General features: G+C 63.7%; 28 protein-coding genes. 20 read left to right on the forward strand and 8 right to left on the reverse strand.

Annotation, left to right across the window (positions count from 1 at the left end):
- Complete coding sequence (locus H0I86_RS17840) at positions 1-1,524, reverse strand: MFS transporter (RefSeq protein WP_180921505.1); 1,524 nt, start codon at positions 1,522-1,524, stop codon at positions 1-3.
- 113 nt (positions 1,525-1,637) lie between these two features.
- Between H0I86_RS17840 and H0I86_RS17845 the strand changes: the two genes are divergently transcribed.
- The 5 genes from H0I86_RS17845 (at position 1,638) to H0I86_RS17865 (ending at position 5,609) form a co-directional block, all read left to right on the forward strand.
- Positions 1,638-2,534 (forward strand): LysR family transcriptional regulator, encoded by an 897-nt coding sequence (locus tag H0I86_RS17845; RefSeq protein ID WP_180921506.1) that lies wholly within the window; start codon positions 1,638-1,640, stop codon positions 2,532-2,534.
- A gap of 387 nt (positions 2,535-2,921) precedes the next feature.
- Positions 2,922-3,707 (forward strand): hypothetical protein, encoded by a 786-nt coding sequence (locus tag H0I86_RS17850; RefSeq protein WP_180921507.1) that lies wholly within the window; start codon positions 2,922-2,924, stop codon positions 3,705-3,707.
- A gap of 10 nt (positions 3,708-3,717) precedes the next feature.
- Complete coding sequence (locus tag H0I86_RS17855) at positions 3,718-4,656, forward strand: DUF6708 domain-containing protein (RefSeq protein WP_180921508.1); 939 nt, start codon at positions 3,718-3,720, stop codon at positions 4,654-4,656.
- 96 nt (positions 4,657-4,752) lie between these two features.
- A complete protein-coding gene (locus H0I86_RS17860) occupies positions 4,753-5,010 on the forward strand; it encodes a PAAR domain-containing protein (RefSeq protein ID WP_180921509.1) in 258 nt (85 codons plus the stop codon).
- A gap of 53 nt (positions 5,011-5,063) precedes the next feature.
- Positions 5,064-5,609 carry a GNAT family N-acetyltransferase gene (locus H0I86_RS17865; protein WP_180921510.1) on the forward strand — a complete coding sequence of 182 codons (546 nt, stop codon included), beginning with the start codon at positions 5,064-5,066 and terminating at the stop codon, positions 5,607-5,609.
- Here the strand turns inward: H0I86_RS17865 and H0I86_RS17870 are convergent.
- Positions 5,602-6,522, reverse strand: coding sequence for a carbon-nitrogen hydrolase family protein (locus H0I86_RS17870; protein ID WP_180921511.1), 921 nt, complete (start codon positions 6,520-6,522; stop codon positions 5,602-5,604). The two genes, H0I86_RS17865 and H0I86_RS17870, sit on opposite strands and share 8 nt — an antisense overlap.
- An 85-nt stretch (positions 6,523-6,607) precedes the next feature.
- Between H0I86_RS17870 and H0I86_RS17875 the strand changes: the two genes are divergently transcribed.
- Positions 6,608-7,543: a LysR family transcriptional regulator gene (locus H0I86_RS17875; protein ID WP_180921512.1), complete on the forward strand. Its 936-nt coding sequence runs from the start codon at positions 6,608-6,610 to the stop codon at positions 7,541-7,543.
- Here H0I86_RS17875 and H0I86_RS17880 read toward each other — a convergent pair.
- Positions 7,515-7,769, reverse strand: coding sequence for a hypothetical protein (locus tag H0I86_RS17880; RefSeq protein ID WP_007928582.1), 255 nt, complete (start codon positions 7,767-7,769; stop codon positions 7,515-7,517). The two genes, H0I86_RS17875 and H0I86_RS17880, sit on opposite strands and share 29 nt — an antisense overlap.
- Before the next feature lie 155 nt (positions 7,770-7,924).
- Between H0I86_RS17880 and H0I86_RS17885 the strand changes: the two genes are divergently transcribed.
- A complete protein-coding gene (locus tag H0I86_RS17885) occupies positions 7,925-8,245 on the forward strand; it encodes an ElaB/YgaM/YqjD family protein (protein ID WP_180921513.1) in 321 nt (106 codons plus the stop codon).
- Between the two features lie 96 nt (positions 8,246-8,341).
- Here the strand turns inward: H0I86_RS17885 and H0I86_RS17890 are convergent, their stop codons facing one another.
- Complete coding sequence (locus H0I86_RS17890; protein ID WP_180921514.1) at positions 8,342-9,379, reverse strand: Ldh family oxidoreductase; 1,038 nt, start codon at positions 9,377-9,379, stop codon at positions 8,342-8,344.
- 374 nt (positions 9,380-9,753) lie between these two features.
- Between H0I86_RS17890 and H0I86_RS17895 the strand changes: the two genes are divergently transcribed.
- Complete coding sequence (locus H0I86_RS17895) at positions 9,754-10,755, forward strand: FecR family protein (RefSeq protein WP_180921515.1); 1,002 nt, start codon at positions 9,754-9,756, stop codon at positions 10,753-10,755.
- Positions 10,756-10,807: 52 nt separating this feature from the next.
- Here H0I86_RS17895 and pvdQ read toward each other — a convergent pair whose 3' ends face one another.
- Complete coding sequence (gene pvdQ / locus H0I86_RS17900; protein ID WP_180921516.1) at positions 10,808-13,156, reverse strand: bifunctional acylase PvdQ; 2,349 nt, start codon at positions 13,154-13,156, stop codon at positions 10,808-10,810.
- A gap of 312 nt (positions 13,157-13,468) precedes the next feature.
- On the opposite strand from pvdQ, the gene H0I86_RS17905 reads away from it, so the two are divergent.
- Entirely contained in the window at positions 13,469-13,849 is a 381-nt protein-coding gene (locus H0I86_RS17905; protein ID WP_180921517.1) for a fe2+ zn2+ uptake regulation protein, read from the forward strand.
- Between the two features lie 18 nt (positions 13,850-13,867).
- Here the strand turns inward: H0I86_RS17905 and H0I86_RS17910 are convergent, their stop codons facing one another.
- Positions 13,868-14,056, reverse strand: coding sequence for a hypothetical protein (locus H0I86_RS17910; protein WP_180921518.1), 189 nt, complete (start codon positions 14,054-14,056; stop codon positions 13,868-13,870).
- 198 nt (positions 14,057-14,254) lie between these two features.
- Here H0I86_RS17910 and H0I86_RS17915 point away from each other — a divergent pair, with 198 nt between their 5' ends.
- The gene (locus H0I86_RS17915) at positions 14,255-14,419 is read left to right on the forward strand and encodes a hypothetical protein (RefSeq protein WP_180921519.1); all 165 of its coding nucleotides are present in this window, start codon (positions 14,255-14,257) and stop codon (positions 14,417-14,419) included.
- A gap of 59 nt (positions 14,420-14,478) precedes the next feature.
- On the opposite strand, the gene H0I86_RS17920 is transcribed toward H0I86_RS17915, so the two are convergent.
- The gene (locus H0I86_RS17920) at positions 14,479-15,396 is read right to left on the reverse strand and encodes a LysR family transcriptional regulator (RefSeq protein ID WP_180921520.1); all 918 of its coding nucleotides are present in this window, start codon (positions 15,394-15,396) and stop codon (positions 14,479-14,481) included.
- A 119-nt stretch (positions 15,397-15,515) separates the two neighbouring features.
- Between H0I86_RS17920 and H0I86_RS17925 the strand changes: the two genes are divergently transcribed.
- Positions 15,516-16,511, forward strand: coding sequence for an aldo/keto reductase (locus H0I86_RS17925; RefSeq protein ID WP_180921521.1), 996 nt, complete (start codon positions 15,516-15,518; stop codon positions 16,509-16,511).
- 61 nt (positions 16,512-16,572) lie between these two features.
- Here the strand turns inward: H0I86_RS17925 and H0I86_RS17930 are convergent, their stop codons facing one another.
- Positions 16,573-17,103 carry a hypothetical protein gene (locus H0I86_RS17930; RefSeq protein ID WP_009043715.1) on the reverse strand — a complete coding sequence of 177 codons (531 nt, stop codon included), beginning with the start codon at positions 17,101-17,103 and terminating at the stop codon, positions 16,573-16,575.
- A 529-nt stretch (positions 17,104-17,632) separates the two neighbouring features.
- On the opposite strand from H0I86_RS17930, the gene H0I86_RS17935 reads away from it, so the two are divergent.
- From H0I86_RS17935 to H0I86_RS17975, 9 genes are all read left to right on the forward strand, one after another.
- The gene (locus tag H0I86_RS17935; protein WP_038579284.1) at positions 17,633-18,088 is read left to right on the forward strand and encodes an SRPBCC family protein; all 456 of its coding nucleotides are present in this window, start codon (positions 17,633-17,635) and stop codon (positions 18,086-18,088) included.
- Positions 18,089-18,210: 122 nt separating this feature from the next.
- Positions 18,211-19,995 carry a copper resistance system multicopper oxidase gene (locus H0I86_RS17940; RefSeq protein ID WP_180921522.1) on the forward strand — a complete coding sequence of 595 codons (1,785 nt, stop codon included), beginning with the start codon at positions 18,211-18,213 and terminating at the stop codon, positions 19,993-19,995.
- Positions 19,992-20,921, forward strand: a complete 930-nt coding sequence (locus tag H0I86_RS17945; RefSeq protein ID WP_180921523.1) for a copper resistance protein B — start codon at positions 19,992-19,994, stop codon at positions 20,919-20,921. The genes H0I86_RS17940 and H0I86_RS17945 overlap by 4 nt, the downstream gene beginning before the upstream one ends.
- Positions 20,922-20,980: 59 nt before the next feature.
- Complete coding sequence (gene copC / locus H0I86_RS17950; protein ID WP_180921524.1) at positions 20,981-21,364, forward strand: copper homeostasis periplasmic binding protein CopC; 384 nt, start codon at positions 20,981-20,983, stop codon at positions 21,362-21,364.
- 3 nt (positions 21,365-21,367) lie between these two features.
- Positions 21,368-22,282, forward strand: a complete 915-nt coding sequence (gene copD, locus H0I86_RS17955; protein ID WP_180921525.1) for a copper homeostasis membrane protein CopD — start codon at positions 21,368-21,370, stop codon at positions 22,280-22,282.
- Positions 22,283-22,487: 205 nt separating this feature from the next.
- A complete protein-coding gene (locus H0I86_RS17960; protein ID WP_180921526.1) occupies positions 22,488-22,937 on the forward strand; it encodes a DUF411 domain-containing protein in 450 nt (149 codons plus the stop codon).
- On the forward strand, positions 22,934-23,371 hold the full coding sequence (locus H0I86_RS17965) for a YqaA family protein (RefSeq protein WP_180921527.1): 438 nt from the start codon (positions 22,934-22,936) through the stop codon (positions 23,369-23,371). Before H0I86_RS17960 ends, H0I86_RS17965 begins: the two co-directional genes overlap by 4 nt.
- A gap of 134 nt (positions 23,372-23,505) precedes the next feature.
- Positions 23,506-24,531 (forward strand): alpha/beta fold hydrolase, encoded by a 1,026-nt coding sequence (locus H0I86_RS17970; RefSeq protein WP_180921528.1) that lies wholly within the window; start codon positions 23,506-23,508, stop codon positions 24,529-24,531.
- A gap of 21 nt (positions 24,532-24,552) precedes the next feature.
- A complete protein-coding gene (locus tag H0I86_RS17975; protein WP_180921529.1) occupies positions 24,553-25,506 on the forward strand; it encodes a D-2-hydroxyacid dehydrogenase family protein in 954 nt (317 codons plus the stop codon).
- Positions 25,507-25,660 lie beyond the last annotated feature (154 nt).

A 25,660-nucleotide genomic window follows, 5' to 3' on the forward strand; every position in this document is an offset into this window, starting at 1 on the left:
TCAAACCCGGCGCGGCTCATGCAGCATCAGCCGCACCATCAGCGCCGCGACCAGGGTGATGGCGATCAGCGCATACAACAGCCAGGTGAAGGCCTTGGCGTAGAGCCCGAGCAATACGTCCCGGCCCAGCTCGGGCAACAAGGCCGCGCTGCCCTGCAGGTTGCCGCTGGCCAGTTGCTGGGCGGCCAGCGGCCGTTGCGGATGCTCCGGCAGCGCCGCGGCCATGGACAGTTGCAGCAAGCCGGCCAGCAGCGCCACCACCAGGGCCAGGGCAATGCCCTCGCCCGCCACCCGGGTGGTGCTGAAGATGCCGGTGGCCATCCCCGCCCGTTCCTTGGGCACCACACTGACCGACAGCCCGTCCATCAAGCCCCAGGGCAAACCGGTACCGAGGCCGATCAACAGCATGGGCAAGACATTGGCCGCCGGCGCCTGCCCCGGGGCGATCCGGCTGAGCAGATAGAGCCCGAGCGCGGCAACCACCAAGCCGACGCTGGACAGGGTCCCGGCGCCGAACCAGCGGGTCAGCCACGCCGCCAGCAACGGCACCACCACCATCGGCGCGGACAGGGCAATCATCATCAAACCGGCATCGATCTCGCTGTAGCCTTCCACGCCGATAAAGCGGATCGGCAGCAGGATCAGCAACACCACGAAGCAATAGCAGGTGGCGATCGGCAGCAGCTGCACGCCGACAAACCGCGGGTAACGAAACAGCGACAGGTCGAGCATCGGCCGCTTGACCCGCAGCTCCACCACGATGAACAGCAACAACGCCAGCAACGCCACCAGCAACAAGCCCCAGACCAACGGGCTGCCCCAGCCGCTTTGCGGCGCCTGCAAGATACCCCAGGTCAGCGCCACCAGCGCCGCGGTGAAGCTCAAGGTACCGGGCCAGTCGACACCCGCCGCGTCCGGGTCGCGGGACTCATGCATGCGCGGCACGCCAAACAGCAGCGACAGACCGCCGATCAAGGTCCCCGAAACGAAGATCGAGCGCCAGCCGTAGGCTTCGATCAGCACTCCGGCCAGGATCGGCCCGAATGCCAGGCCGACGCCGAAGGTAGTGCCCAGCAGGCTGAAAGCGCGGGTCCGCGCCGGGCCCTCGAACGCCTGGGCCAGGGCCGCCGAGCCGCCCGCCAGCGCTGCCGCGCCGGCCAGCCCCTGCACGGCCCGCAACAGGTCGAGCCAGAGCACCGAAGGCGCGAAGGCCAGGGCCAGCGACGTCAGGGCGAACAGGCCGACACCGAGGCTGAACACGCGCTTGCGCCCGTACTCGTCGGCCAGGGTGCCAGCGGCCATCAGCACGCTGCCGAAACTCAGCATGAAGGCATTGGTGATCCAGCTCAGGGCCAGGGGGCCGCCGCCCAGCTCCCGGTCGATGGCCGGAGTCGCCACCGCCACGCCGACGAAGGTCAGCGGCAGGATCAACGCCGCCAGGCACACCGCGGCCAGCACCGCGTAGGAAGAACCGCCCGCGACAGCGTCATCGACCGCTGCAGGCACATCGGTTGGCGAATTCATCGGCACCTCAGGGGGAACGTTGGAGTGCGATCAATGATAGATTCGCCGCAATCATCCACAAACAGGGCTCAAGTCCGTTATTTACGGACATAAACGCTCCAATCGAGATTCCCATGGACAACCTCAGTGGCATGCTGGCCTTTGTGCGCACGGTGCAGGCCGGCAGTTTTGTCGGCGCGGCGGAACGCCTGGGCATCTCCGCCTCGGCGGTGGGCAAAAGCCTGGCCCGCCTGGAAGAACGGCTCGGCGTGCGCTTGCTCAATCGCAGCACCCGGCGCATCAGCCTGACTGACGAAGGCACGCTGTTCTTCGAGCGCTGCCAGCGCATCGTCGGCGAGGTGGAAGACGCCGAGGCCGAGCTCGCGCGCATCAGCGACAAGCCCCGCGGCAAGCTGCGGGTCAGCTTGCCCGCGATCGGCTATCGCATGCTGTTGCCGATCCTGCCGGAGTTCGCCGAACGCTACCCGGACATCGAGCTGGACCTGGATTTCAACGACCGGCTGATCGACGTGATCGCCGAAGGCGTCGACGCGGTGATCCGCAGCGGCGAGCTGGCGGACTCCCAGCTCAAGTCCCGCACCCTGGGACCGTTCCGCTTCGTACTGGTCAGCGCCCCGCACTATTTCACCCGCCATGGTGTGCCCGAGTGTCCCCGGGACCTGGAGCGGCATGCCTGCCTGCGCTACAAGTTTCCCGGCACCCCGCAGCTACAGGAGTGGAAACTGCGCCTGCCCAACGACGCACCGCCGCTGGTGCTGCGCAGCGCCCTGACCAGCAACAACCTGGAATCACTGATCTTCGCCGCCACCCAGGGCCTGGGCCTCGCCTTCGTGCCGGATTTCGTGGTGCGCCCGGCGCTGGCCGACGGCTCGCTGGTGTCGGTGCTGGACGACTATCAGATCGACAGCGGCAAGTTCTCGGTGCTCTGGCCCGGCAGTCGACATCTGCTGCCGAAACTGCGAGTGTTCGTCGACTTTCTCAGCGAACGTCTGGTGTTGGGCGGACGCTGAAAAAAACACAGCAGGTCCACACAAGGAATGTGCCGCGCATATGAAGCCGTCCTACGAAATAGCCAGAAACATCTTGTTGCGACGCCCTCACGTTTTTTCGGCTTTCATGGCTTTATCGTCCGCCTTCAAAAACTTGTACCGAATATAGTGCTCTCACAATTACAGTCAGCTGTTCCATTTGCTGTTATCTGTAACAAGAGTTCTTAGGTTAAAAGCAGTATTTCGGCAATGGCTACCGCTGGGGTAAGTCTGCGCAGCATTTACGTGGCATCAGCGGCGCGTTTTGGTCAGAGCCTTCCTGGAGCGGCCTTCGGAGCTGGAGTAACAAGCGCACTCTCGAGCAAGCTATTCGGGCGAGGGTTGGGGTGGCCGGGAATTATCCTGGGTGTGATAACCGATGGCTATTCAGGGTATGAAAAGCTCAACGCTGGCAACTCTACCGCTGCGACTTATACATGGGGCGGAGGCATTGCCCTGGCCATTGGGAGCGCGGCGATGCTCGAGGGTGGCCTTGCCTTGGGGAGTGCAATGGCGGGCGTCGGCACCGCTGCCGGCGCCTCCGCGACCATTCCTGTTGCTGGCTGGATTGCTGCTGCAGTGATATTGATCGGTGGGGCAATGGTCATAGGGGCCATGTGGTTGATGTCCAAGGCAAACCAGGAAAACCACACCCCCATGGAGCTTTGGGCCGCGCGCAGTGTATTCGGTAATCGTAAAAACGATGGGCAAGTACGCCAGGACCTGAAACTCGACGAACAGAAACGCCTTCCTGGCTACGCCACCTTGAGCGACGAAATAAGGGGTTGGTATCAAGGCTATTTCGGTCCTGTACTGCTTGACGCCAGCCAAGCGAAGTCATTGGGTTGGAATGGCATAGACAGCGCTTGGCATGACAACTATCTCGAGGCCGACCAGGCCGAATTTGCCGTTCTTTTCCCAGGTTTCGTGCAGGATCAAAGTACCTGGCAAGGCAAGCTTGCAAGCCGTGCGCCCCTACCGATAACCAATGCGACGACTCAATGCCGACAAGTCAAAGCGGGATTGATACTTCACTTCAATCACAAAATAGGCGCAACTGATAGTGACAAAATATCTCTCGAGGTCAGCTACAAACCCAACCAAAGCTGGGATGAAACCGCCGTCGCGACTGCGAAGTTTGAGCTGATCGACTAAGGAGATACACATGACCATCAGTTGGACGTGGACACCGGCAGACAAGGCAGAAGCGGCACCGTCTATCGGTGATCAATACATTTCCATGGAAAAAAATGTCTTGTGCCTGCGCAATCCCATGCCTGCGGATTCAGCCTTCATGGCAACGATGTTCTCTGCCACGATAGTCATCACTCTACTGCTGTGGTTATGGATGTTCTGTGCCGTTATCAATGACACGCCATCCGATGAAGCCTGGGTTCTATTCATTCCCCTGCTCTTGCCGCTGGGAGTTTCGTTGTTTCTTTTTTACCGAATCCACTTGATCAGGAGTCAATCGAACTTCTATTTCAATCGCCACACCCAGAAAATCTACTACCTCAAGGGCAAGACCCTGCTTGTCGGTGACTGGGCTCATGTCAAAGCTGGCGTGATGGGTCGAACCGAGTTTTCCGGCCGGTCGTTCAGTACCACTACTTCTTTGGTCCTGAATGCATTCGGTACCCAACAAGACAGCCTGCAAGCCAAACAGATCGCCAAATCCTGGGCGCCCACCTATAGCATCTGCATAGACAGCAATGAACCCAGCGATCCTCGACCGATCTTCGTTGCTCAGGTGTGGGAGTACATTCGTCAGTTCATGGCCCATGGTCCGGATAAGCTGCCCGTTCCTCAAGAGCCCCACTGGTGGTATGCGCCTCATAACGCCATCTGCCTGACACCCCGTCAGGCATTTCGTCACTATGTGCCTTGGCGCACGGGAGAACCGGGGGAAAAGCAGGGCAAGAAATGGTGGCTGATGCCTCTTTGGTTGGTGTTCTTCCCTTACAACTTCTTCGTTGCTCTTTGCCGGTGGATGACCTGCCGCCTGTTGCGCGTACACCCGGCGGCCCCACCACAACAAGCGCTCGAAGGAGAACCTGGTACATCAACGCCCATAGGAATGACTGCCAGGACCGTTGAACCCTAGCGTTTGCCGACAAGCTGGAGTGCCAAACCTGGCCAAAGACTCTCCAGAGCACCGTTCATTGACGGCAACCGGGATTGATTCAGAGAGGGAACTTGCATGAAACCAGTCGTACTTGTTGGTCATAGCCATGACTGCCCGATACACGGAGCAGGAACGGTTGTCAGTGGGGCGACAAGTGCCTCTATCAATGGCAAGGCTGTCGCCCGGGTGGGGGATGGCATCAGTTGCGGTGCCGTCATACAAACTGGTTCACCGACAGAGGACATTGAGGGAAAAACGGTTGCCAGGCAAGGAGATACGACCCGTCATGGAGGCACGCTCACCGAAGGCGACAGTAGCTGGATGCTCGACTAGACAATAGATGGATTACCCCTGAAGTCATTGCCCGCAAGGAGAAAGGCTTTCATATGGAGCCGTCCCCCACCCTCTACACCGCACGCCTGATCCTGCGCCCGCTGGAGCTGGCCGATGCCGAGGCTGTCCAGCAGCAGTTTGCGCACTGGGAAGTGGTGCGTTATCTCAATGCGCGGGTGCCCTGGCCCTACCCTGCCGATGGCGCCCTGACGTATCTGCGCGACCTGGCGCTGCCGGCCATCGAGCGCGGTGAGGAATGGCACTGGTCGATCCGCCTGAACAGCGCGCCGGAGCAACTGATCGGTAATGTCAGCCTGATGGACCAGACCGATAACAATCGCGGCTTCTGGCTGGCTCCGGCGTGGCAGGGCCAGGGCTACATGAGCGAGGCCAGCGCGGCGGTCACCGAGTACTGGTTCGAAGTGTTGGGGCGCGAGGTGATGCGGGTGCCCAAGGCCGCGCCGAACCTGGCCTCGCGGCGGATTTCCGAGCGCGGCGGCATGCGCTTGATCCGCAGTGACGAAGACGACTTTGTCTGCGGGCGATTGCCCCGTGATATCTGGGAAATCACCCGCGAGCAATGGCGTCGTCTCAGATGAAACGCACGCCGGCCTTGGCCCGTTCGTCCACCGTCAGCTCGAACACATCCGGGCGCGCATAGTGGCCGACCACGTCGTAGTCGTAGCGCGCCCGCACCAGCTCGGCGGTGTCGATCTGCGCCGTCAGCAGGCCGGCACGGCCCACCAGCGGCCCGGCCAGCACCTCGCCCATGGGTCCGACAATCACACTGCCGCCGGCAATCAGCGGGCGCTCGGCCGGCCAGTTGGCGATCTCCAGCCCCAGCTCCTGGGGTGACGCCTGCACCTGGCAGGCGCTGACCACGAAGCAGCGGCCTTCATGGGCGATGTGGCGCATGCTGACCTGCCACATCTCGCGCTCGTCCACGGTCGGCGCGCACCAGACGTCCACGCCCTTGGCGTACATCGCGGTGCGCAGCAACGGCATCATGTTTTCCCAGCAGATCACCGCGCCGACCCGGCCGACCTGGGTGTCCAGCACCGGCAGGGTCGAACCGTCGCCCTTGCCCCAGATCAGCCGCTCGGTGCCGGTCGGCATCAGCTTGCGGTGCTTGCCCACCAGGCCATGCTGCGGGTCGAAATACAGCGCCGTGCAATACAGGGTACTGCCGGCGCGCTCGATCACCCCCAGCACCAGGTTGGCCCCGGTGCGCGCCGCCAGGCCGGCCAGGGCCTCGGTCTCCGCGCCCGGCACCTCGACGGCGTTGGCGAAATAGCGGGCAAAGGCCTCGCGGCCTTCCGGCAGGCGATAGCCGAGCTGGGTGCCGAAGCCTTCTCCTTTGGGGTAGCCGCCGAGCAAGGCTTCGGGCATCACCACCAGCTGCGCGCCGGCCTCGATGATGGCGTCCTCATAGGACAGGATCTGCTCCAGGGTATCGGCCTTGCCCCCTGGCAGGGAGCCGATCTGCAACGCGGCGACAACGGACTTGGACATCGGGAAAACTCCTGTGGCGATGAAGTGTTGCCCATTGTCCGGCGCTCGCCGATCATGCAGAAAGCCCCTCCTGATACTGAATGATATGAACCAGATGAATATCGCCCAGGTCGATCTCAACCTGCTCAAGGCCTTCGAAGCCCTGCACGACGAATCCAGCGCCAGTCGCGCCGCCCTGCGCCTGGGTGTCACCCAGTCGGCCATGAGCGCGGCGCTGCGGCGCCTGCGCGAGCTGTACGGCGATCAGTTGTTCGTGCGCACCGGGCGCGGCCTGGCGCCGACCCTGCGGGCCAACCAGCTCAAGCCGGTGATCAGCGAGGCCCTGAACAAATGCCGGCAGAGCCTGGCCATGGTCGATCCCCATGCCAGCCATTATCAGGGCCGCTCGGTGGCGATCGGGCTGTCGGACGATTTCGAGATTGCCTACGGCCGGCGCCTGATCGAGGAAGTCGCCCGGCGGGCGCCGAAACTGCGCCTGATCTTTCGCCAGAGCCACAGCCAGATCGTCGGCGAGGCGCTGTTGCAGCGCAGCATCGACCTGGCCATCAGCGCCGGCGGTTTCGCCGAACGCATGCTCAGCCGCCAGGTATTGGGGGAAGGCAGTTATCTGTGCCTGGCGGACCCGGCGAGCCTGAGGCCCGGACAGCAGGCCATCGACCTCGACGAGTTCGTCGCCCGCGAGCATGTGCTGGTATCGTCGCAAGGGTTTATCGGGATTACCGACGAGGGTCTGGCGGCCCTGGGCCTGAGTCGCCAAGTCTGCGCCTCGACCACGCATTTTGCCGCGCTGCCCCATCTGCTCAAGGGCAGCCAGGCGGTGGCGACCATTCCGGCCCACGCCGCGCGGAGCATCGCCGAACTGACCGGGCTGGCGCTGCTGCCCTGCCCGCTGGACCTGCCGCGCTACCCGATCGAGCTGGGCTGGCGCACCAGCGCGCAGATCGATCCGGTGGTGCTGAAAGTGCGGGAGGCGATCGTCGCCAGCTTCGAACTTACTTGTTCGCCGCCATCAGGCGATTGACTTCACTGCGCACCATGTTGGCGTATTCGGGCGGCGACATGCCGTCGAGCTCGGCACGCACCCATTCGGCCCATTTGCCCTTGCGCTTGCCGCGCTCGCCGAACAACCGTGCGGCTTCGCCCTTGGCCTTGCCCAGGTTGCTCTGCCACAGCTCGAACAGACGGGACTTTTCATCTTCGATCTCTGCACGCTCGGCGAGAGTCTTGTTGGCCAGATTGAAGCTCATGGGAATTTCCTGCTGCGTAAAATAGCCGACATCTTACACTGTGACGGCTGGGGTTTTCCCGCTGGCATGGAGCGGGTGGAGAAAATATCTGCAACTTTTCGCCGGCCCCGCGACTCCATTGTTCATCGCATCACTGACCCGCAAGGAGTAACTCAATGGCTCGTAAAACTGCTGCGCAAGCGGCTGACGAACAAATCAAGGACCAGGAATTCAGCGAGCTTCAGGCGTTGATCGAAGAATCGGAAAAGCTTCTGAAAAGCAGCGCATCGCTGATCGGTGAGGAAGGCGAAAACCTGCGCCAGCAGGTCGGGTTGAAACTCAAGCAGGCGCTGGACTCGGTGTCCAGCGTGCGCGAGCGCAGCAAGCCGGTGGTGGACGCTACCGAGCAGTACATCGGCGGCCATCCGTGGCAGACCGTGGCCATCTCCGCCGGCGTCGGCCTGGTGGTGGGCCTGCTGCTGGGGCGTCGCTCGTAACAGGCTTTTTGTAACGACCACCGCCACCCGCAACCGCTGAAAAAAGGACCAGGCCAGCAGCATGCTCGCCTGGTCCTTGCGTGTTGAACGCGCGCTTTAAAGCCCGGCCAGCTCCCGCAGCTGCTTGAGTTCCGCGGCGTCCAGGGCAATCCCCTCGCGCAGGGACTTTTCCCGCTGGCGATGCCGCCGATCCCCCGGCAGGCGCTTGAGCCCTACGCCGTGCATCTGCCGGATCAGCTCCTGGCTGCGCTCGGCGAAATTCTGCCCGGCGCCCTTGCTCGGATCGATGACGATCAGCAACTGGCCGGTCCAGGGCGTCTTCGCGCCTGGATGGTTGGACCAGTCGAACTCGAACGAGAAATGGCCGCCGGTCAGCGCCGCCGCCAGCAACTCGACCATCATCGACAGCGCCGAGCCCTTGTGCCCCCCGAACGGCAGCAGCGCGCCGCCTTCGAGAATGGCTTTCGGGTCGTCGGTGGGCTGGCCGAGGCCGTCCACGCCCATGCCCGACGGCAGGCGCTCGCCCTTGCGCGCGGCGATCTGCACGTCGCCATGGGCGATGGCGCTGGTGGCCAGGTCGAAGACGATGGGATCGCCAGCGGCCTGGGGCGCGGCGAAGGCAATCGGGTTGGTGCCGAACAACGGCCGATCGGCGCCGTGGGGCACCACGCAGGTCATGCTGTTGACCACGCTCAGGGCGACCAGCCCTTCCGCGGCGAATGGCTCGACGTCCGGCCACAGCGCGGCGAAGTGATGGGAATTGCGGATGGCCAGAATGGCGATCCCGGCGTGGCGCACTTTCTCCACCAGCAGCGCGCGCGCCGCTGCCAGCGCCGGTTGGGCAAAACCGTTACACGCATCGACCCGGACAAAGGCCGGGGCCACGTCTTCGACCACCGGCACGGCCTTGCCGTTGACCCAGCCGCTGTTGAGGGTCGACACGTAGCCGGGAATACGGAACACGCCATGACTGTGGGCGCCGTCGCATTCGGCAGCGGCACAGTTCTGCGCCAGGCAACGCGCCACTTCGGCGCTGGTGCCATGGCGCAGGAAGATCGTTTCCAGCAGCGTCACCAGCGCCTCGAGCGACAGGTGTTCCTGCGGTGTTTCAACAGCTGGGGGCGATACAGACATCTGGAGCTCCGGATTAATTATTGGAATGGGCTACAGCGTATGAGGATGCACGTGGATAAGTGCGCCCGACGATTAAACAACGCTTTGCGCGCGCCCTGTCAACCTCGGCCATGGCCTAGCACAGGCGATGCCAGGAAGGGACAGAGTCGCTACAAACAGGCCGAGGATGGTGCGCCAAGGTGGCAGTAGAGATGGCAGCGCCTCATGTGTTTTTGATCGTTTTTTCACTCCAGCTGTGGATACTGCTGGCGAAAGCCCAGTGTTGCAGAGGCTTCGGGCCAAAAATAAGTTCCACTTTTGATAGGCATCAGCCATGACGGCGGTTCTACAAGCCTGGCTGCGAAGGGTAGAATGCGCGAAACCAGGAAGAGCCAATGAGCGAACAGCACCTTACAGAAGCCGAATACGACGCCATCACCGATGCCGCCGCGCAGTGGTGCATGCGTCTGCATGCCGCGGACTGTACGGCCGCCGAACGCCAGGCCTTCGAGCAATGGCGCGACGCCCACCCGCTGCATGCCGTCGAATACGAAGCGATGCAGGAAATCTGGGAAGTCGCCGACCATCTGCCACGTCCGCTAGCCACCACCGTCCAGCCCTTGCCGGCGCCGCGCAAATCCTGGCGCGCCTATGGCATGGCCGCGGCGATCAGTGCCCTGGCCCTGCCCCTGGCCGCCTATAGCGGCTGGACCCTGGGCTGGCTGCCCTCCTCCTACGAACATTTCCAGGCCGACGGCAGCATGCGCCAGGTGACCCTGGCCGATGGCAGCCAGGTCGAACTCAACCTGGGCACCGAGCTGACCTACAGCAACTACAAGGATCAGCGCCGGGTCACCCTGAAAAAAGGCGAAGCTTTCTTCAAGGTCAGCCATGACAGCAGCCACCCGTTCGTGGTCAAGGCCGCCAGCGGCGAGGTCCGGGTCACCGGCACCCAGTTCAACGTCTGGATGTACGAGGATCAGGTACGGGTCACCCTGCTCGAGGGTTCGGTGCTGGTGAACAGCGACAACAGCCACCCCGATGGCAGCTTCCGTCTCGATCCGGGCATGCAGGCGCGTTATCGTCAGGGCGATCACCAACCGCAGATCAGCCAGAGCGATGCCAACGACAGCTCGCTGGCCTGGCGCCAGGGCAAGCTGGTGCTGGACAACCTGGCCCTCGGCGAGGCCCTGCCGCTGATCAACCGCTACCTCAGCAGGCCGGTGATGCTGGCCGACAGCGCCACGGGCAACATTCGTGTCGGCGGCATCTACGACGTCACCGCAGTCAAGAGCCTGGTGACCACGCTGCCCAAGGTATTGCCGGTGTACCTGACCCGCAACCAGGACGGCAACCCGGTCATCAATTCACTGCCAGGCACCACGCCAAAAAGCTGAAGGCCGCTACCCTCGCGGGTGCGGCCTTCGCTTGATGCCAGGTTGAACGCGCTTACTGGGTCGCGAGCTTGCGCAACCGATCGTCCACTTCGTGAATCACCTGCAAGCGGTACTGCGGGTCCGCCTGGATCTGCTGTTCGGTGAACGGCAACACACTCCACTGCTTCTTCGAGAACGCCTCGGTCTGGTCCCGCGAGTGCGGCGACGCCGGGTCGCTGGACAGGGAAAACGCCAGCAGGCCCTGGGCATGCGGGCCCTGGTCATCGAAGGTCACCACTTGCAGGTAGCTGGTGCCGCTGACCACCTCACGCTTGCCATCGGCTGTGGGGACGCTCTGGATCGCGTTGTACACGCCCAGGCTGGCCGGGCCGCCATGAATCGGCGTCTGCCGGCCGCCGCTGCTGACCACCTGGATATCGCCCCAACGGCTGTCGGCCTTCAGGCCCGATTCGGCCACCTGTTGCACCGAGGCCAGCATCGCCTCGCGCAGCGACTTGGCCACCTGGGGCCGGTCGATCGCCAGGCCGCGCGGTGTGTGCTGCGGGTCCCGGGTATCGAAGGGCACGCGCCAGAGGTCGTCGACCGCCTCCAGCTGTTCCATGACGTTCTGGAAATGCACCAGGCCCAATCCGCTTTGTAGGTTGGCGCTGCGGTCCCAGGCCTTGAGGCTGGCACACAGCGGCGCCAGGGCCTGGGCATCGCTGCCCAGGTCGGCGGCACAGAACTGCAGCAGGTCCGGCATCACCTGCCCCGCCTGGTACACCTGATCGTCCATCACCATGTGCTTGAGGTCGGCGGCGCTGAGCGGCTCGGCCTGGCCCGTGCCGATCAAGCGATTCAGGGCAAAACGCGCGCGCTGTCCAAGCGGCAGGTCCTGCTGGCTGATCAGCGGCGAGAAGCCCTGCAGCGGCGCGGCCGGGTTGACCATCCACGCCGAGTCGTTGGAGTTTTGCACGTAATCGCTGCGCAGCAGCTGCGGCAGCTGGCTGGCCGGGTAGATGCCCTGTTGCGCGGCGGAAGGGTCGATGTCCCAGGCGCAGGCCGCGCGGGAACCGTCGAGAATGATCAGTTGGGTGCCGATCCGCGGGTCGCTGCAGCGCGCGAGTTTTTCCGCGCTGACGTTGGGCACCACCGACTGGTTCATGTACAGGGTCTGGCCCCGGTCATCCACCGCCAGGGTATTGACCCAGGGAATGCCCTGCAGTTGATGCACCGAGGTTTGCAGCTCCTTGAGGCTGCGGGCCTGGTTCATCGCGTACCACTGTTGCAGCACCCGGTCGTTTTCCAGATTCGCGTCGCGCAGGCTGTAGGCGAAGCGGTTGTCCCAGTCCAGCTTGCCGGGCCATTGCACCAGCGGGCCGAACTGTGAGCTGTAGACCCTGTGGCTGACGGTGGTGAGCTGGCCGTCCTCGCCCTTCACCTTGATGCTGAGCGTCTGTTTGTCCAGCGGCAGGGACTTGCCGTCGAGCAGGTAGCGGGTCGGATCCTTGGGGTCCAGTTGCAGGCGGTACAAGGTGAAATGCTTGGAGGTGTCCACCGTATGGGTCCAGGCCAGATGCTGGCTGAAACCGATATTGATCATCGGCAGGCCGGGCAAGGCGGCGCCCATGACATCCAGCTGGCCGGGAATGGTCAGGTGCATCTGGTAGAAGCGCATGCCACCCACCCACGGGAAATGCGGGTTGGCCAGCAGCATGCCGCGGCCATTGAACGAGCGCTCGCGCCCCACGGCCACCGCGTTGCTGCCCCGGTCCAGGGCGAAACGCTGGCCGCGGGCATCCGCCTGGGCGAAGACCTGGGCCGATTGCTTCAGCTGCGCCGTGGCGGATGGCGGTGTCGCGCCCACCAGGGCTTCGGCGAACTGGCCGACGCCGCCTTCCACTAGCAGCCGGCGGGTCAGCTTGACCAGGTCCAGGGCGGTCAACGGCCGTACCCAGTCACCCTGGCACTGCTCGGGCAGGCCCTGGGCCCGGCGCTCGGCCAGGGAGCGGTTATAGCCGGCGACATAACCTTCGATCAGTTGCCGCACCTGCGGCGTCTGCGCCTGCCAGAAGCCGAACACCGCCTGGGGCGTGTTCAGCCAGTTGAAGAACAGGTCGCTGGTGAGGTTTTCCCGTTGTTCGACGGTCTGTTGCTGCGGGCCGAAGTATTTGGAACGCTCGCCATTGACCGTCAGCACTTCGTTGGCCAGCAGGCACAGGTTGTCCTGGGCGTAGGCATAGCCGATGCCGTAACCCAGCCCGCGTTCGTCGGCGGCGCGAATATGCGGGACGCCAAAACCGGTACGGCGAATATCGGCACTCGCCTCGCCGCTCTGCACCTCACGTCCCTGAGCCGCCAGGCTCAACCCGAGAAACAAACCCGCAAGGCAAAACCTGGGCAATTGGCTGGAAATAATCACGCCGACTCCTGATCGAAAAAAGATGCACAACCGAGGCTGGCGTGGCATGCGATGAGCGCACAGGGGACACGGATTCCAGCCTGGAGAACGGCCCGCCCCGGCAATAGCCAAGGCCCGCCTGCCCTTACAGACGAAACCGCCACGGAAAATTTAGCGGCTCGGCGCCAGGCGCGAATCGCCCGTCAACCTGGTGACGACAAAGGCCTGACAAATTTTCTACATCTGATTCCTCATGATTTGCGCGGCTCGTTCGTCTAGTTATGTGAGAGCACCCGTCATTTTCCTGATCAGGCTCTGAAAAGGAGTTTTTGCATGTACGACCCGCAACTGCCAATGGATGGCCACACCGCGCAACCCGCGTCCTCCCTGAACGCCAGCGCCGGTGTCTTCGGCAAGCAAGCCGAGCGCAACCGCAACGAACGCATCAGGCACCTGCTCAAGAGCTTCGGCCTGCGCACCAGCCTGATTCGCCTGAAAGTCATCGATGCCTTGCTGCAGGCAGCCGAAAGCCAGCGCGCCCTGGGGGTGCGTGGTATTCACAGTCATTTGCTGGATCTGGATATCCCGCTGTCGTTCCTCAGCGTGCGCGAGGTGTTGAAGCGGCTGTGCAGCGAAGGCGTGATCACCCTCAATGCAGACAAGAGCTTCAGCCTGCATCAACAGGCTGAAGCCATACTCGACGGCCGCGACTGAGGCCGTCGGGGATGTCTCTCAAGGCTTGACCTTGCGCCGCATCACGCCATTGATCACGACCACGGTCACCGCCACGCCAATGGCGATGTACTGGAACACTTTCTCGGTGATCATTCCGGCGTTCTGCAGGTAAGAAAGGCCAAGCATGATTCCCAGTACCACCAGGGAAGTCACAATCGAATAGATCAAGCGTTGCTTCTGGGTCATTGCGGGTTCCTGAACCTGTAAAGGTGCGGCCTGAAAATGCCGCCTGTAAATGTATCGATTCTGTATCGAAACAGATGCCAAACGCCTACCGAGAATCGGGGATGGGCGCGGGCAAACGGGGTCTCATGTTACAGCCGCCGAAGAGTTTTCGCTGCATCGCGGCGGTTAAAACCCCGATGGCCCTTTGAGGACTGCGCAATGTCCCGTCGAATCACATGGCTGATTCCCATGCTGGCGATGCTGACCCTGTCCGGCTGCATCAGCTTCCCTCACGACGGCTGGCATCACCGCCATTACGACGGCGGCCCCGGCTACTATTACCACCGCCAGGTCATCCAGCCCGCCGGTATTTCCCCCTTGTAACCCCACCACGAAATTGCCCGACGCCCGCCTCGCCACGGGCGTCTGTCTTTTCTGTCGAACTACGCCAGTCGAGTGTTGTGAATCCCCGGCTGGGCGAACAACTCCACCAGCCAGTCGACGAACACCCTGACCCGCGTCGACAGGTGTCGATGCGGCGGGTACAGCGCGCTCAACGGCAACCGGGGCGGCGGGATGTGCCTGAGCACCTCGATCAGCCGGCCTTCGGCCAACTGCTGGGCGACATGGTAGTAAGGCGTCTGCACCAGACCGTAGCCGGCCTCGCAGGCGGCCAGGTAACCATCGGCGCTGTTGACCGACACCTGCTTGGGCAGCTCCGGCAACAGCACCTGGCCCTGCACCTCGAACTCCAGGCCATAACGCTTGCCGCTGACGCTGGAGAAATACTCGATCATCCGATGCCCGGCCAGTTCGTCCAGGCTCTGCGGCACACCGCGCTGGCGCAGATAAGCCGGACTGGCGCAGGTCACCTGCTCCATCAACAGCAACGGTCGGGCCACCAGCGATTCGTCGAGGCACAGGCCGCCGCGCAACACGCAGTCCACCCCTTCGCGGATCAGGTCCACCGGCCGGTCGTTGAGGCCGATTTCCAGGTCAATCAACGGGTAGCGCTCGGAGAATGCCGGCAACGCCGGGATCACCACCAGCCGCCCGATCCCCGCCGGCATGTCGATGCGCAAGGTGCCGCGCGGGTTGTGGCGCGCGACGGAAAACACCGCTTCGGTTTCCTCGAGGTCGGCCAACAGCTGCACGCAACGCTGGTAATAGGCCGCGCCGTCCAGGGTCGGCGTGACCTGGCGGGTGGTGCGCAGCAGCAGTTGCACGCCCAGATGCGCTTCCAGCTGCTTGATCAGCACCGTCACCGAAGCCCGGGGCATCTGCAGGCTGTCGGCGGCCTTGGCGAAACCGCCGAGGTCGACAATGCGAGTGAACACACGCATGGCATTAAAACGGTCCATTGGCTTGGCCTGTGACGGATTATTTAGAAATCACGAATAGTGATAGCGCTTTTAGCCGGTTTATCTTGTTTTTGTCGAGGGGAGCAATGGCCGCCACGCCATCCACCGGAGCTTCTCCTATGCAAACCCGTCAACTGGGCAAGAACGGCCCGCAGGTGTCCGCCATCGGCCTTGGCTGCATGGGCATGACCGACTTCTACACCACCGGCACCGATACCAGGGAGGCCACCGCCACCTTGCATCGCGCCCTGGAGCTGGGGATCAACCTGCTGGATACCGCCGACATGTACGGGCCCCACAGCAACGAAATCCTGATCGGCCAGGCGATCCACGGCAAACGCGAGCAGGTGTTCCTGGCCAGCAAGTTCGGCATCGTCCGCGACCCCGGCGACCCGGCGGCACGCGGGGTGAACGGCCGCCCCGACTACATTCACCAGGCGATCGAGGGCACCCTGCAGCGCCTGGGCGTGGAAACCCTGGACCTGTATTACCAGCACCGCATCGACCCGGACGTGGCCATCGAGGAAACCGTCGGCGCCATGGCCGAGCTGGTGCAGGCCGGCAAGGTCCGCTACCTGGGGCTCAGTGAAGCCTCGGCGGCGACGCTGGAACGGGCCCACAAGGTGCACCCGATCAGCGCCCTGCAAAGCGAATATTCGTTGTGGAGCCGCGACCAGGAAGACAACGGCTGCCTCGCGGCCTGCCAGCGCCTGGGCATCGCCTTTGTGCCCTACAGCCCGCTGGGGCGAGGCTTTCTCACCGGCGCCCTGAAGAGCCCGGAAGATTTCGCCGCCGACGACTACCGGCGTTTCAGCCCACGCTTCCAGGGAGAGAACTTCACGAAGAACCTGCTGCTGGTGGAACAGGTCAAGCAACTCGCGGCCGCCAAGGGCATCACCACCGGGCAACTGGCCCTGGCCTGGGTGCTGGCGCAGGGCGATTACCTGATCCCGATTCCGGGCACCAAGCAACGCAAGTACCTGGAGGAAAACGTCGCCGCGCTGCAAGTCCGCCTCTCCACCGATGAACTGCAGGCCCTGGAGCGGATCTTCAGCCCCGACGCCACCGCCAGCGAGCGTTACCCGCAAGCGGTGATGGCCCTGCTCGACCGGTAGACAGCCGGCCACAAAAAAGACCCTCGACCGGTTGATCGGTCGAGGGCCTTTGTTTGTCGCCTCACGCCTTGGCGGAGTGATTCTTGTCGGTCACCGTGGTGCCGTTGCCCTTGCCGTAGCTTTGCAGGTTCTGCAGCACGTAGATGGCTTTCTTGTACTCGGGGATCAGGTAGCTGGCGTACTTGTTGCCCTTGAGGTTGTTGGTCTGGATGTTGTCCAGCTGGATCGCGAAGTACTCCAGGGCGTTGAACTTGGCATCCGGGTCGGCCTGCACGCCGAAGCGGTCGAACTTGTCGCCGGCGTTGAGCAGGGTCATCGCCGTCACGTCGCTGATCAGGCCCTTCTGCTTGAGGAAGGTGCTCATGTTGCCCAGTTGCTTGGCGCTGACATTCTCCGGATCGAAACCCTTGATCTGCTTGTGCAGCTTCATTTCATCCATCTTGAACACGTTCAGCGCCAGCGGGTTCTGGCCGACCAGGGCCAGCATCTGCTTGACCTTGACGCTCTGGCTGACCGGCTTGCCCCGGGTGCCAGTGTCCTGCACCAGCAGACCGGCTTTGCTGGTCCAGCCGCCGACATATCCAATTGTCATAAAAGACTCCTGTGTACGGGCTTTTCCATAGCCTTTTATCCACTTGCACAGCCAACTAGAGGGTCTCGCAAGTTCAACTAATAAGCGTCTGAAAAGCCTGATTGAGGGAAAACGATGCCCGTGAGTATCGGCGCGCCAGAGCGCCTCACCAATAAATATTTCGGCTTTTTACAATTTTTGTACATTTCCGATACAAATACCTGGAAGCCACGGTTTTGCTAGCTGAAACAATTGTTTAACAATCCAACGCGTGACAACTAAGCGACAACTTACGACCATTAATGTACCGAATGGTTAGTTATGACCAGGTGTTCTTCCAAGCCTTCATGACGCCATCTTGCGGGGATCTTCCACGACATTGCTGCGTGACAGCCCGACTGTGCATGGCGCCCTTCCCTTTACTGCGGGAAAAGCCTTGCATCGCCCTCTTGATGACCACCTCGAAGTCCGCTGAATGGTCGATTTACGCCCCTCCATGGCAGGCGCGCGGGCAACTATATTTGATGCTCCTACTGCAAGGAGGTGCATCATGGAACAACGTCAGCAGCACCTTTTGGACGAGCTCATCTTCCATGAGCTCTACATCGACGCGCCGATCGATACCGTCTACTACTACGTGACTCAGCCGGATCGCTGGCACGAGTGGCATCCCGCTTCCCTGCGCGCCGACACCGGCCTGGCTGGCTCGTTGCCGGCGGGGCATCGCTTCAGCAAAACCATCGATCTGCTCGGCCTGCAGATCCACATGAGCTGCCGGGTACTGGTCGCGGTATTTCCCAAGGAGTTCAAGATCGTCTTCAGTTCTCCGCCAGCAGACGGCTCGATCCACTACCAGTTGTGCAAATACGGGGACGGAACCCTGTTCAAGCGCACCCTGCATTGCTGCTCCGACCTCAACCTGGTCAGCCTGCGCCCGCGTATCGAGCACTTGTCCCAACTGGCCATGGCCAACCTCAAGCGCAACCTGGAAAAGATCGCCCACTGATCCGGCAACGGGTGGCGCCGCGCTGGCTGACAAATCTGTAATCTTCACCTCAGTTTTCTGACAGGCCGCGCCGCTTAAGGTCGCCTCATACCTGACCAGCAGGATCGAGGGAGCCTTGGGGCATGCATGTAAAACCCACACGACGCAGTTTTATCAAGGGCCTGGCCGCCGGTGGCGTACTGGCCGGCACCGGGCTGTGGCAACAGCCGCTCTGGGCACGCAGCAAGGACGGCCAACTGCCCGCCCTCAGCGGCCAGCAGTTCGACTTGTTCATCGGTGAATCCCAGGTCAACTACAGCGGCACCTCGCGCACCGCGATGACCATCAACGGCGGCCTGCCCGGCCCGCTGCTGCGCTGGCGCGAGGGCGATACCGTGACCATCCGGGTGCGCAACCGCCTCAAGGAGGACACCTCGATCCACTGGCACGGCCTGATCCTGCCGGCCAACATGGACGGCGTGCCGGGCCTGAGCTTCCATGGCATCGCCCCCGGCGGCCTCTACGAATACCGCTTCAAGGTCCGGCAGAACGGCACCTACTGGTACCACAGCCACTCGGGGTTGCAGGAGCAGGCCGGGGTCTACGGGCCACTGGTGATCGAGGCCCGCGAGCCGGAACCCTTCCAGTACGACCGCGACTACGTGGTGATGCTCAGCGACTGGAGCGACGAGGCGCCCGAACGGCTGATGCACATCCTGAAAAAGCAGCCCGGCTACTACAACTTCCACAAGCGCACGGTCGGTGACTTTATCGAGGATGTCAGCCGTGACGGCTGGGCCGCCACCCTCGCCGATCGCAAGATGTGGGCGCAGATGAAAATGACCCCCACCGACCTGGCGGACGTCAGCGGCTATACCTACACCTACCTGATCAACGGCCAGAGCCCGGGCGGCAACTGGACCGGGTTGTTCAAGCCCGGCGAGAAGTTGCGCCTGCGCCTGATCAACGGCTCGGCCATGAGCTACTTCGACCTGCGCATTCCCGGCCTGAAGATGACCGTGGTCGCCGCCGACGGCCAGTACGTGCAACCGGTCAGCGTCGATGAACTGCGCATCGCCGTGGCGGAAACCTACGACGTGCTGGTCGAGCCCGGCTCGCAGGAAGCCTACACCCTGTTCGCCCAGGCCATGGACCGCAGCGGCTACGCCCGCGGCACCCTGAGCCAGCGTCCGGGGCTGAGCGCGACCGTCCCGCCACTCGACCCGCGGCCGCTGGTCAGCATGGCCGACATGGGCATGGATCACGGCAGCATGGCTGGCATGGATCATGGCCAGATGCAGGGGATGGATCAGGGCAACATGGCCGGCATGGACCACAGTGGCATGGCCGGCATGTCGGGCATGGACCACGGCACCATGGGCGGCGCCATGCAAAGCCACCCGGCCTCGGAAGACGGCAACCCGCTGGTGGACATGCAGACCATGAGCCCGACGCCGAAACTCGCCGACCCAGGCATCGGCCTGCGCAATAACGGGCGCCGGGTGCTGACCTACGCCGACCTGCGCAGCACCTTCGAAGACCCGGACGGGCGCGAACCGAGCCGCACCATCGAACTGCACCTGACCGGGCACATGGAGAAATTCGCCTGGTCGTTCGACGGCATCAAGTTCAGCGACGCCGAGCCCCTGCGCCTGACCTATGGCGAGCGGGTACGCATCACCCTGGTCAACGACACCATGATGACCCACCCCATCCACCTGCACGGCATGTGGAGCGACCTGGAAGACGAACAGGGGCGCTTCCTGGTGCGCAAGCACACGATCGACATGCCGCCGGGCAGCAAGCGCAGTTACCGGGTGACCGCCGATGCCCTGGGGCGCTGGGCCTATCACTGCCACCTGCTGTTCCACATGGAGATGGGCATGTTTCGCGAAGTACGAGTGGACGAAGCCGGGAGCACCGCATGATGCCGAAAAACGCCTTGACCCTGTTCGCCACCCTGTTCGGCCTCAGCGCCGGCACCCTGCAAGCCGCCGAAGGCATGGATCACTCCAGCATGGATCATTCGTCCATGCCGGCCTCCTCCCTGCAAGGCAACCCGATGCCGGGCATGGACCACAACCAGATGACCGGCATGGACGGCGAACCCTTGCAGACCATGGAACCCGCGGCGCCCACCCAAAGCCGCACGCCGATCCCGGTACTCACCGACGCCGACCGCCGCGCCGCCTTCCCGCCGGTGGCCGGCCATGGCGTGCACGACAAGGCGATCAACTCACTATGGCTGGTCGATCGCCTGGAATACCAGGACGCCGATGACGGCAGTGCCCTGGCCTGGGAAATGAACGGCTGGATCGGCGGCGACATCGACCGGCTGTGGCTGCGCAGCGAAGGCGAGCGCAGCAACGGCCGGACCGAAAACGCCCAGGTCGAAGCGCTCTGGGGCCATGCCATCGGCCCTTGGTGGGATGTGGTCAGCGGCGTGCGCCAGGACTTCAAGCCCGGCGCGCCGCAGACCTGGGCCGCCCTCGGGCTGCAAGGCATGGCCCTGTACAACTTCGAAAGCCAGGCCACCGCCTACCTGGGCGAAGGCGGCCAGAGTGCCCTGGGGCTCCAGGCCGAATACGACATCCTGCTGACCAACCGCCTGATCCTGCAGCCCAACGCGGAGGTCAGCCTGTACGGCAAGAACGACCCGCAACGCGGCATCGGCTCGGGGCTCTCCTCGCTGGAAGCCGGCCTGCGCCTGCGCTACGAAGTGCACCGTCAGTTCGCGCCCTACCTCGGCGTGACCTGGAGCCGCAGCTACGGCAAGACTGCGGACTACGCCCGTGAAGAAGGCGAAGACAGCAGCGAAGCCCGTCTGGTGCTCGGTGTGCGCCTGTGGTTCTGACCTCCACTCAATAGACAACTAAAAAAACATCACGCGGCCAATGCCGCCTGGAGCCTTGCATGTCCTACCTCAAGCACCTCGCCATCGCCGTCACCTTCGGTGCCGGCCTGACCCTCGCCGGCGTCGCCCAGGCGCACCCCAAGCTGCTGGCCTCGACCCCGGCCGAAGGCGCCAAGGGCGCGGCACCGGCGAAGATCGAGCTGCAATTCTCGGAACCCCTCACCACCAAGTTTTCCGGGGCCCGATTGCTGATGACCGGCATGCCCGGGATGAGCCATGCACCGATGCCGGTCAAGGCCAGCGTGGCCGGCGGCAGCGATCCGAAAAGCATGATCATCAGCCCCGCCGCCCCGCTACCGAAGGGCAGCTACAAAGTCGAGTGGCGGGCGGTGTCCGCCGACACCCATCCGATCACGGGCAACCTGACCTTCGAAGTCAACTGAGCCATGGGCGAACTCATCAACGTCGCCCTGCGTTTTGCCCTGTACCTCGACCTGATGCTGCTGTTCGGCCTGGCGCTGTTCAGCCTTTACGGGCTGCGTGGCGCGCAGAGCCGCTGGCGTTTTCGCCGGCCTCTGGCGAGCACCCTGGTGCTGGGCGCGCTGCTGTCGGGCGCCGCGCTGCTGCAGCTGGCGCTGTCGATGAGTGGCGCAACCAGCCTGGCCGAACTGGACCCGGCGCTGGTGCCCGTGCTGGTGCTGGAAACCGATGTCGGCCAAAGCTGGCTACTGCGCCTGGCGGCATTGCTGCTGGCGGGCGTGCTGCTTCTGTTCAGCAGTGGCTGGCCGAGATTCACCCTCTACGGCCTGATTCTGTGCACGGCGGCCGCCCTGGCCAGCCTGGCCTGGGGCGGCCATGGGGCGATGAGCGAAGGTGGCCGGCGTTACCTGCACCTGGGCAGCGACATCCTGCATTTGCTGGGCGCCGGCGCCTGGCTGGGGGCGCTGGCGGCTTTCGCCCTGTTGCTGCGCCGTGGCGCCTGCGAAGGTGAACGGCAGACGGGCCACCTGCTCGATGCCCTGAAGGGGTTTGCCAGCCTGGGCACGCTGATCGTGGCCAGCCTGAGCCTCAGCGGGGTTCTCAATTACCTGCTGATCGTCGGCCCGGACCTGGCAACGTTGAGCGTCAGCACCTACGGCCTGCTCCTCAGCCTGAAGGTGGCGGTGTTCGCCAGCATGCTGGTGTTCGCCGCGTTGAACCGTTTTCATCTGGTTCCGCAGTTGGAACAGGCGCTGCACCAGGCCTCGCCCCAGGCGGCCCTGCCCGCCTTGCGCCGCAGCATGTTCCTGGAACTGGCGGCGGCCCTGCTGATTGTCGGCCTGGTGGCCACGCTCGGCATCCTGAGCCCGGTTCCCGAATGAATGCCTATCGCGGGCACCCTTTTGTAGGAGCGAGGCTTGCCCGCGATGAACGACAACGCGCAGTGCCAGACAATCTGAATGGCAAGCACTTGGTAAAACGTTGAAACACAAGCGCCCCGCCGCGCTCGAGAAAAGTAGCAAAATACGCCACCCTGTCGGCCCAAGACCGCGCCCCCGAGGCGCCCTGACGATCAAGAGACTTCCTATGAACAACACTCTGCGCCTGGCAGCCCTGTCAGCCCTGCTCATCGGCTCCCTGGCCCAGGCCGCCGACCTGATCCCCATCGATGTGCACCGCGATGCCAACTGCGACTGCTGCAAGAAATGGATCGAGCATTTGCAAGCCAACGGCTTCAAGGTCAACGACCATGTCGAAAGCAACATGAGCGAAGTCAAGCAGCGACTGGGCGTGGCCCCGCGCCTGGCGTCCTGCCACACCGCGGTGATCAACGGCAAATTCGTTGAAGGCCATGTGCCGGCGGACCAGGTGCTGGCCCTGAGCAAACGCGACGACCTGCTCGGCGTCGCCGCCCCCGGCATGCCCATGGGCTCGCCCGGCATGGAAATGGACGGCATGCCGGCCGATGCCTACCAGGTCATCGGCCTGACCAAAGACGGCAAGGACGTGGTGGTCGCGGACTACCCGGCCCATTGATCCTCACCGCCTGCCTCGGCCTGTTCCTCGCGGCCTTCGGCGCAGCCACCCTGCTGCCACTGCAATCCGAAGCCGTGCTGGTGGGCCTGCTGCTCAACAGCCAGTTCAACCTGTGGTTACTGCTGGCCGTGGCCACCCTCGGCAATGTCCTCGGCTCCCTGGTGAACTGGTGGCTGGGCCAGCGCCTGGAACACTACAAGGACCGCCGCTGGTTCCCTGTCGGCCCACGCCATCTGCAAACCGCCCGCAACCATTACCAGCGCTACGGCCATTGGTCCCTGCTGCTGAGCTGGCTGCCGATCATCGGCGACCCGCTGACCCTGGTGGCCGGAGTCATGGGCGAACCGCTCAAACGCTTCCTGCTGGTCGTCACCCTGGCCAAGGGTGCGCGTTATGGCGTGCTGGCCTGGATGACCCTCGGCTGGGTCGGTTGAGCTGACGGGGCACGCCTGCGGGCTCATAAGCATGACCACGAAGGGAACGTTTCGCCCTGGCGATGGCCTCTGCCTATTAATGTTGCGCTAATCGCGCCGCTCCAGGATCGACCCATTTCTCTCGGAGGTCATGTATGTCCCTAAGCCCCACCCGCTGGAGCCTCACCCGCTGGTTGCCCGGCCTGCTGCTGACCGCCGCCCTGCCCGCCCTCGCCACCGAAGGCCCGGCCTACGGTCCCGAGCTGCAAGGCTTCGACTATCCCCACCCGCTGCAGCACTTTGCCTTCGAGTCCCAGGGCCAGGCCTTGCAGATGGGCTATATGGATGTGCCGGCCAAGGGTACGCCCAACGGCCGCAGCGTACTGCTGATGCACGGCAAGAATTTCTGCGGCGCGACCTGGGACAGTTCGATCAAGGCCTTGAGCGACGCCGGCTACCGGGTCATAGCCGCGGACCAGATCGGCTTCTGCACCTCCAGCAAGCCCGAACACTATCAATACAGCTTCCAGCAACTGGCGCAGAACACCCGGCAGTTGCTGGACCGGCTGGGCGTCCGGCAGATCAGCCTGCTGGGCCATTCCACCGGCGGCATGCTGGCTACCCGCTATGCCCTGCAATACCCCGAGCAGGTGCAGCAACTGGTTCTGGTCAACCCGATCGGCCTGGAAGACTGGAAGGCCCTCGGCGTGCCCTACCGCAGCGTCGACCAGTGGTACGCCCGCGAACTCAAGCTGTCGGCCGAGGGCATCCGCAACTATGAACGCAGCACCTATTACGGTGGCCGCTGGAAGCCGGAATTCGAGCGCTGGGTGGACATGCTCGCCGGCCTCAACCAGGGGCCCGGGCACACACGGGTGGCGTGGAACTCGGCGCTGATTTACGACATGATCTTCACCCAGCCGGTGTACTACGAGTTCAAGGACCTGAAGATGCCGACCCTGCTGCTGATCGGCACCTCCGACACCACGGCGATCGGCAGCGATATCGCGCCGCCGGCGGTCAAGGCGCAGATCGGCAACTACCAGGTGCTGGGCAAGCAGGTGGCCGGGCTCATCCCGCACTCGACCCTGATCGAGTTTCCCGGCCTGGGCCACGCCCCGCAGATGGAAGAACCGGCACAATTCCACCAGGCCCTGCTGGGCTGGCTGGCGTCACATTGATGCGTTATCCCCGGAGCCTTCATGAGTGTGCAGATCGCGGTAATCGATGATTGGCAGGACGTTGCCCGTGACGTCGTCGACTGGTCGGTGCTGTCGGGCATCGGCCAGGTCAGCTTTATCCATGACTACCCCAGCGACACCGCCGCCATGAGCGAGCGCCTGGCGCCGTTCGAGGTGATCTGCGTGATGCGCGAGCGCAGCCGTTTCGACGCGGCCCTGCTGCGCAGCCTACCGCGGCTCAAGCTGTTGCTCACCGGCGGCATGCGCAACGCTGCTATCGATCTCGCCGCCGCGGCCAGCCTGGGCATCCAGGTGTGCGGCACCGACAGTTACAAGCACGCGGCGCCAGAACTGACCTGGGCGCTGATCATGGCCCAGACCCGCAACCTGCTCAGCGAAGCCAGCGCCCTGCGCGCCGGCCTCTGGCAGCAGGGGCTGGGCGGTGACCTGCACGGCAAGACCCTGGGCATTCTCGGCCTGGGCAGCATCGGCCAGCGGGTGGCGCAGTTCGGCCAGGTGTTCGGCATGCGGGTGATCGCCTGGAGCGAGAACCTCACCGCCGAGCGAGCCGCGGCGGCCGGCGCGACCTATGTGAACAAGCAGCAGCTGTTCGAACAGGCCGACGTGCTCTCGGTGCACCTGGTGCTCAGCGAACGCAGCCGCGGCCTGGTGGATGCCCAGGCGCTGGCCTGGATGAAACCCTCGGCGCTACTGGTCAACACCGCCCGCGGGCCGATCGTCGATGAAGCGGCGCTGATCAGCGCCCTCGAACGCGGGCGCCTGGCCGGTGCGGCGCTGGATGTGTTCGAGCAGGAGCCGCTGCCCCTCGACCATCCGTTCCGCCGCCTGCCCAATGTGCTGGCCACACCTCATGTCGGCTATGTCAGCCAGCAGAACTACCGGCAGTTCTTCGCCCAGATGATCGAGGATATCCAGGCCTGGGCCGCCGGCCAGCCGATCCGTCAGTTGGGCTGAAGCCACCTCAGGGCATTGCGCCAGCACGGCCCTGCACCATCATCGGGCGCGGGCGGTTTCCCCCCGCACCGTCTGCTTGCACCCCTCACCGTTTTCGCGCCCGTGCCAGAAAGCCTCGCCCCCGGCCGGTGCGCGAGACTGCCTTTCGTCGGCT

Source organism: Pseudomonas chlororaphis subsp. aurantiaca, assembly GCF_013466605.1.
GTDB classification, from domain to species: domain Bacteria; phylum Pseudomonadota; class Gammaproteobacteria; order Pseudomonadales; family Pseudomonadaceae; genus Aquipseudomonas; species Aquipseudomonas chlororaphis_I.

Coding starts and splice junctions, on each gene's coding strand:
- H0I86_RS17840 (WP_180921505.1), bottom strand. CDS start 1,524: ATGAATTCGCCAACCGATGTGCCTGCAGCGGTCGATGACGCTGTCGCG.
- H0I86_RS17845 (WP_180921506.1), top strand. CDS start 1,638: ATGGACAACCTCAGTGGCATGCTGGCCTTTGTGCGCACGGTGCAGGCC.
- H0I86_RS17855 (WP_180921508.1), top strand. CDS start 3,718: ATGACCATCAGTTGGACGTGGACACCGGCAGACAAGGCAGAAGCGGCA.
- H0I86_RS17860 (WP_180921509.1), top strand. CDS start 4,753: ATGAAACCAGTCGTACTTGTTGGTCATAGCCATGACTGCCCGATACAC.
- H0I86_RS17865 (WP_180921510.1), top strand. CDS start 5,064: ATGGAGCCGTCCCCCACCCTCTACACCGCACGCCTGATCCTGCGCCCG.
- H0I86_RS17870 (WP_180921511.1), bottom strand. CDS start 6,522: ATGTCCAAGTCCGTTGTCGCCGCGTTGCAGATCGGCTCCCTGCCAGGG.
- H0I86_RS17875 (WP_180921512.1), top strand. CDS start 6,608: ATGAACCAGATGAATATCGCCCAGGTCGATCTCAACCTGCTCAAGGCC.
- H0I86_RS17880 (WP_007928582.1), bottom strand. CDS start 7,769: ATGAGCTTCAATCTGGCCAACAAGACTCTCGCCGAGCGTGCAGAGATC.
- H0I86_RS17885 (WP_180921513.1), top strand. CDS start 7,925: ATGGCTCGTAAAACTGCTGCGCAAGCGGCTGACGAACAAATCAAGGAC.
- H0I86_RS17890 (WP_180921514.1), bottom strand. CDS start 9,379: ATGTCTGTATCGCCCCCAGCTGTTGAAACACCGCAGGAACACCTGTCG.
- H0I86_RS17895 (WP_180921515.1), top strand. CDS start 9,754: ATGAGCGAACAGCACCTTACAGAAGCCGAATACGACGCCATCACCGAT.
- H0I86_RS17905 (WP_180921517.1), top strand. CDS start 13,469: ATGTACGACCCGCAACTGCCAATGGATGGCCACACCGCGCAACCCGCG.
- H0I86_RS17910 (WP_180921518.1), bottom strand. CDS start 14,056: ATGACCCAGAAGCAACGCTTGATCTATTCGATTGTGACTTCCCTGGTG.
- H0I86_RS17915 (WP_180921519.1), top strand. CDS start 14,255: ATGTCCCGTCGAATCACATGGCTGATTCCCATGCTGGCGATGCTGACC.
- H0I86_RS17920 (WP_180921520.1), bottom strand. CDS start 15,396: ATGGACCGTTTTAATGCCATGCGTGTGTTCACTCGCATTGTCGACCTC.
- H0I86_RS17925 (WP_180921521.1), top strand. CDS start 15,516: ATGCAAACCCGTCAACTGGGCAAGAACGGCCCGCAGGTGTCCGCCATC.
- H0I86_RS17930 (WP_009043715.1), bottom strand. CDS start 17,103: ATGACAATTGGATATGTCGGCGGCTGGACCAGCAAAGCCGGTCTGCTG.
- H0I86_RS17935 (WP_038579284.1), top strand. CDS start 17,633: ATGGAACAACGTCAGCAGCACCTTTTGGACGAGCTCATCTTCCATGAG.
- H0I86_RS17940 (WP_180921522.1), top strand. CDS start 18,211: ATGCATGTAAAACCCACACGACGCAGTTTTATCAAGGGCCTGGCCGCC.
- H0I86_RS17945 (WP_180921523.1), top strand. CDS start 19,992: ATGATGCCGAAAAACGCCTTGACCCTGTTCGCCACCCTGTTCGGCCTC.
- copC (WP_180921524.1), top strand. CDS start 20,981: ATGTCCTACCTCAAGCACCTCGCCATCGCCGTCACCTTCGGTGCCGGC.
- copD (WP_180921525.1), top strand. CDS start 21,368: ATGGGCGAACTCATCAACGTCGCCCTGCGTTTTGCCCTGTACCTCGAC.
- H0I86_RS17960 (WP_180921526.1), top strand. CDS start 22,488: ATGAACAACACTCTGCGCCTGGCAGCCCTGTCAGCCCTGCTCATCGGC.
- H0I86_RS17970 (WP_180921528.1), top strand. CDS start 23,506: ATGTCCCTAAGCCCCACCCGCTGGAGCCTCACCCGCTGGTTGCCCGGC.
- H0I86_RS17975 (WP_180921529.1), top strand. CDS start 24,553: ATGAGTGTGCAGATCGCGGTAATCGATGATTGGCAGGACGTTGCCCGT.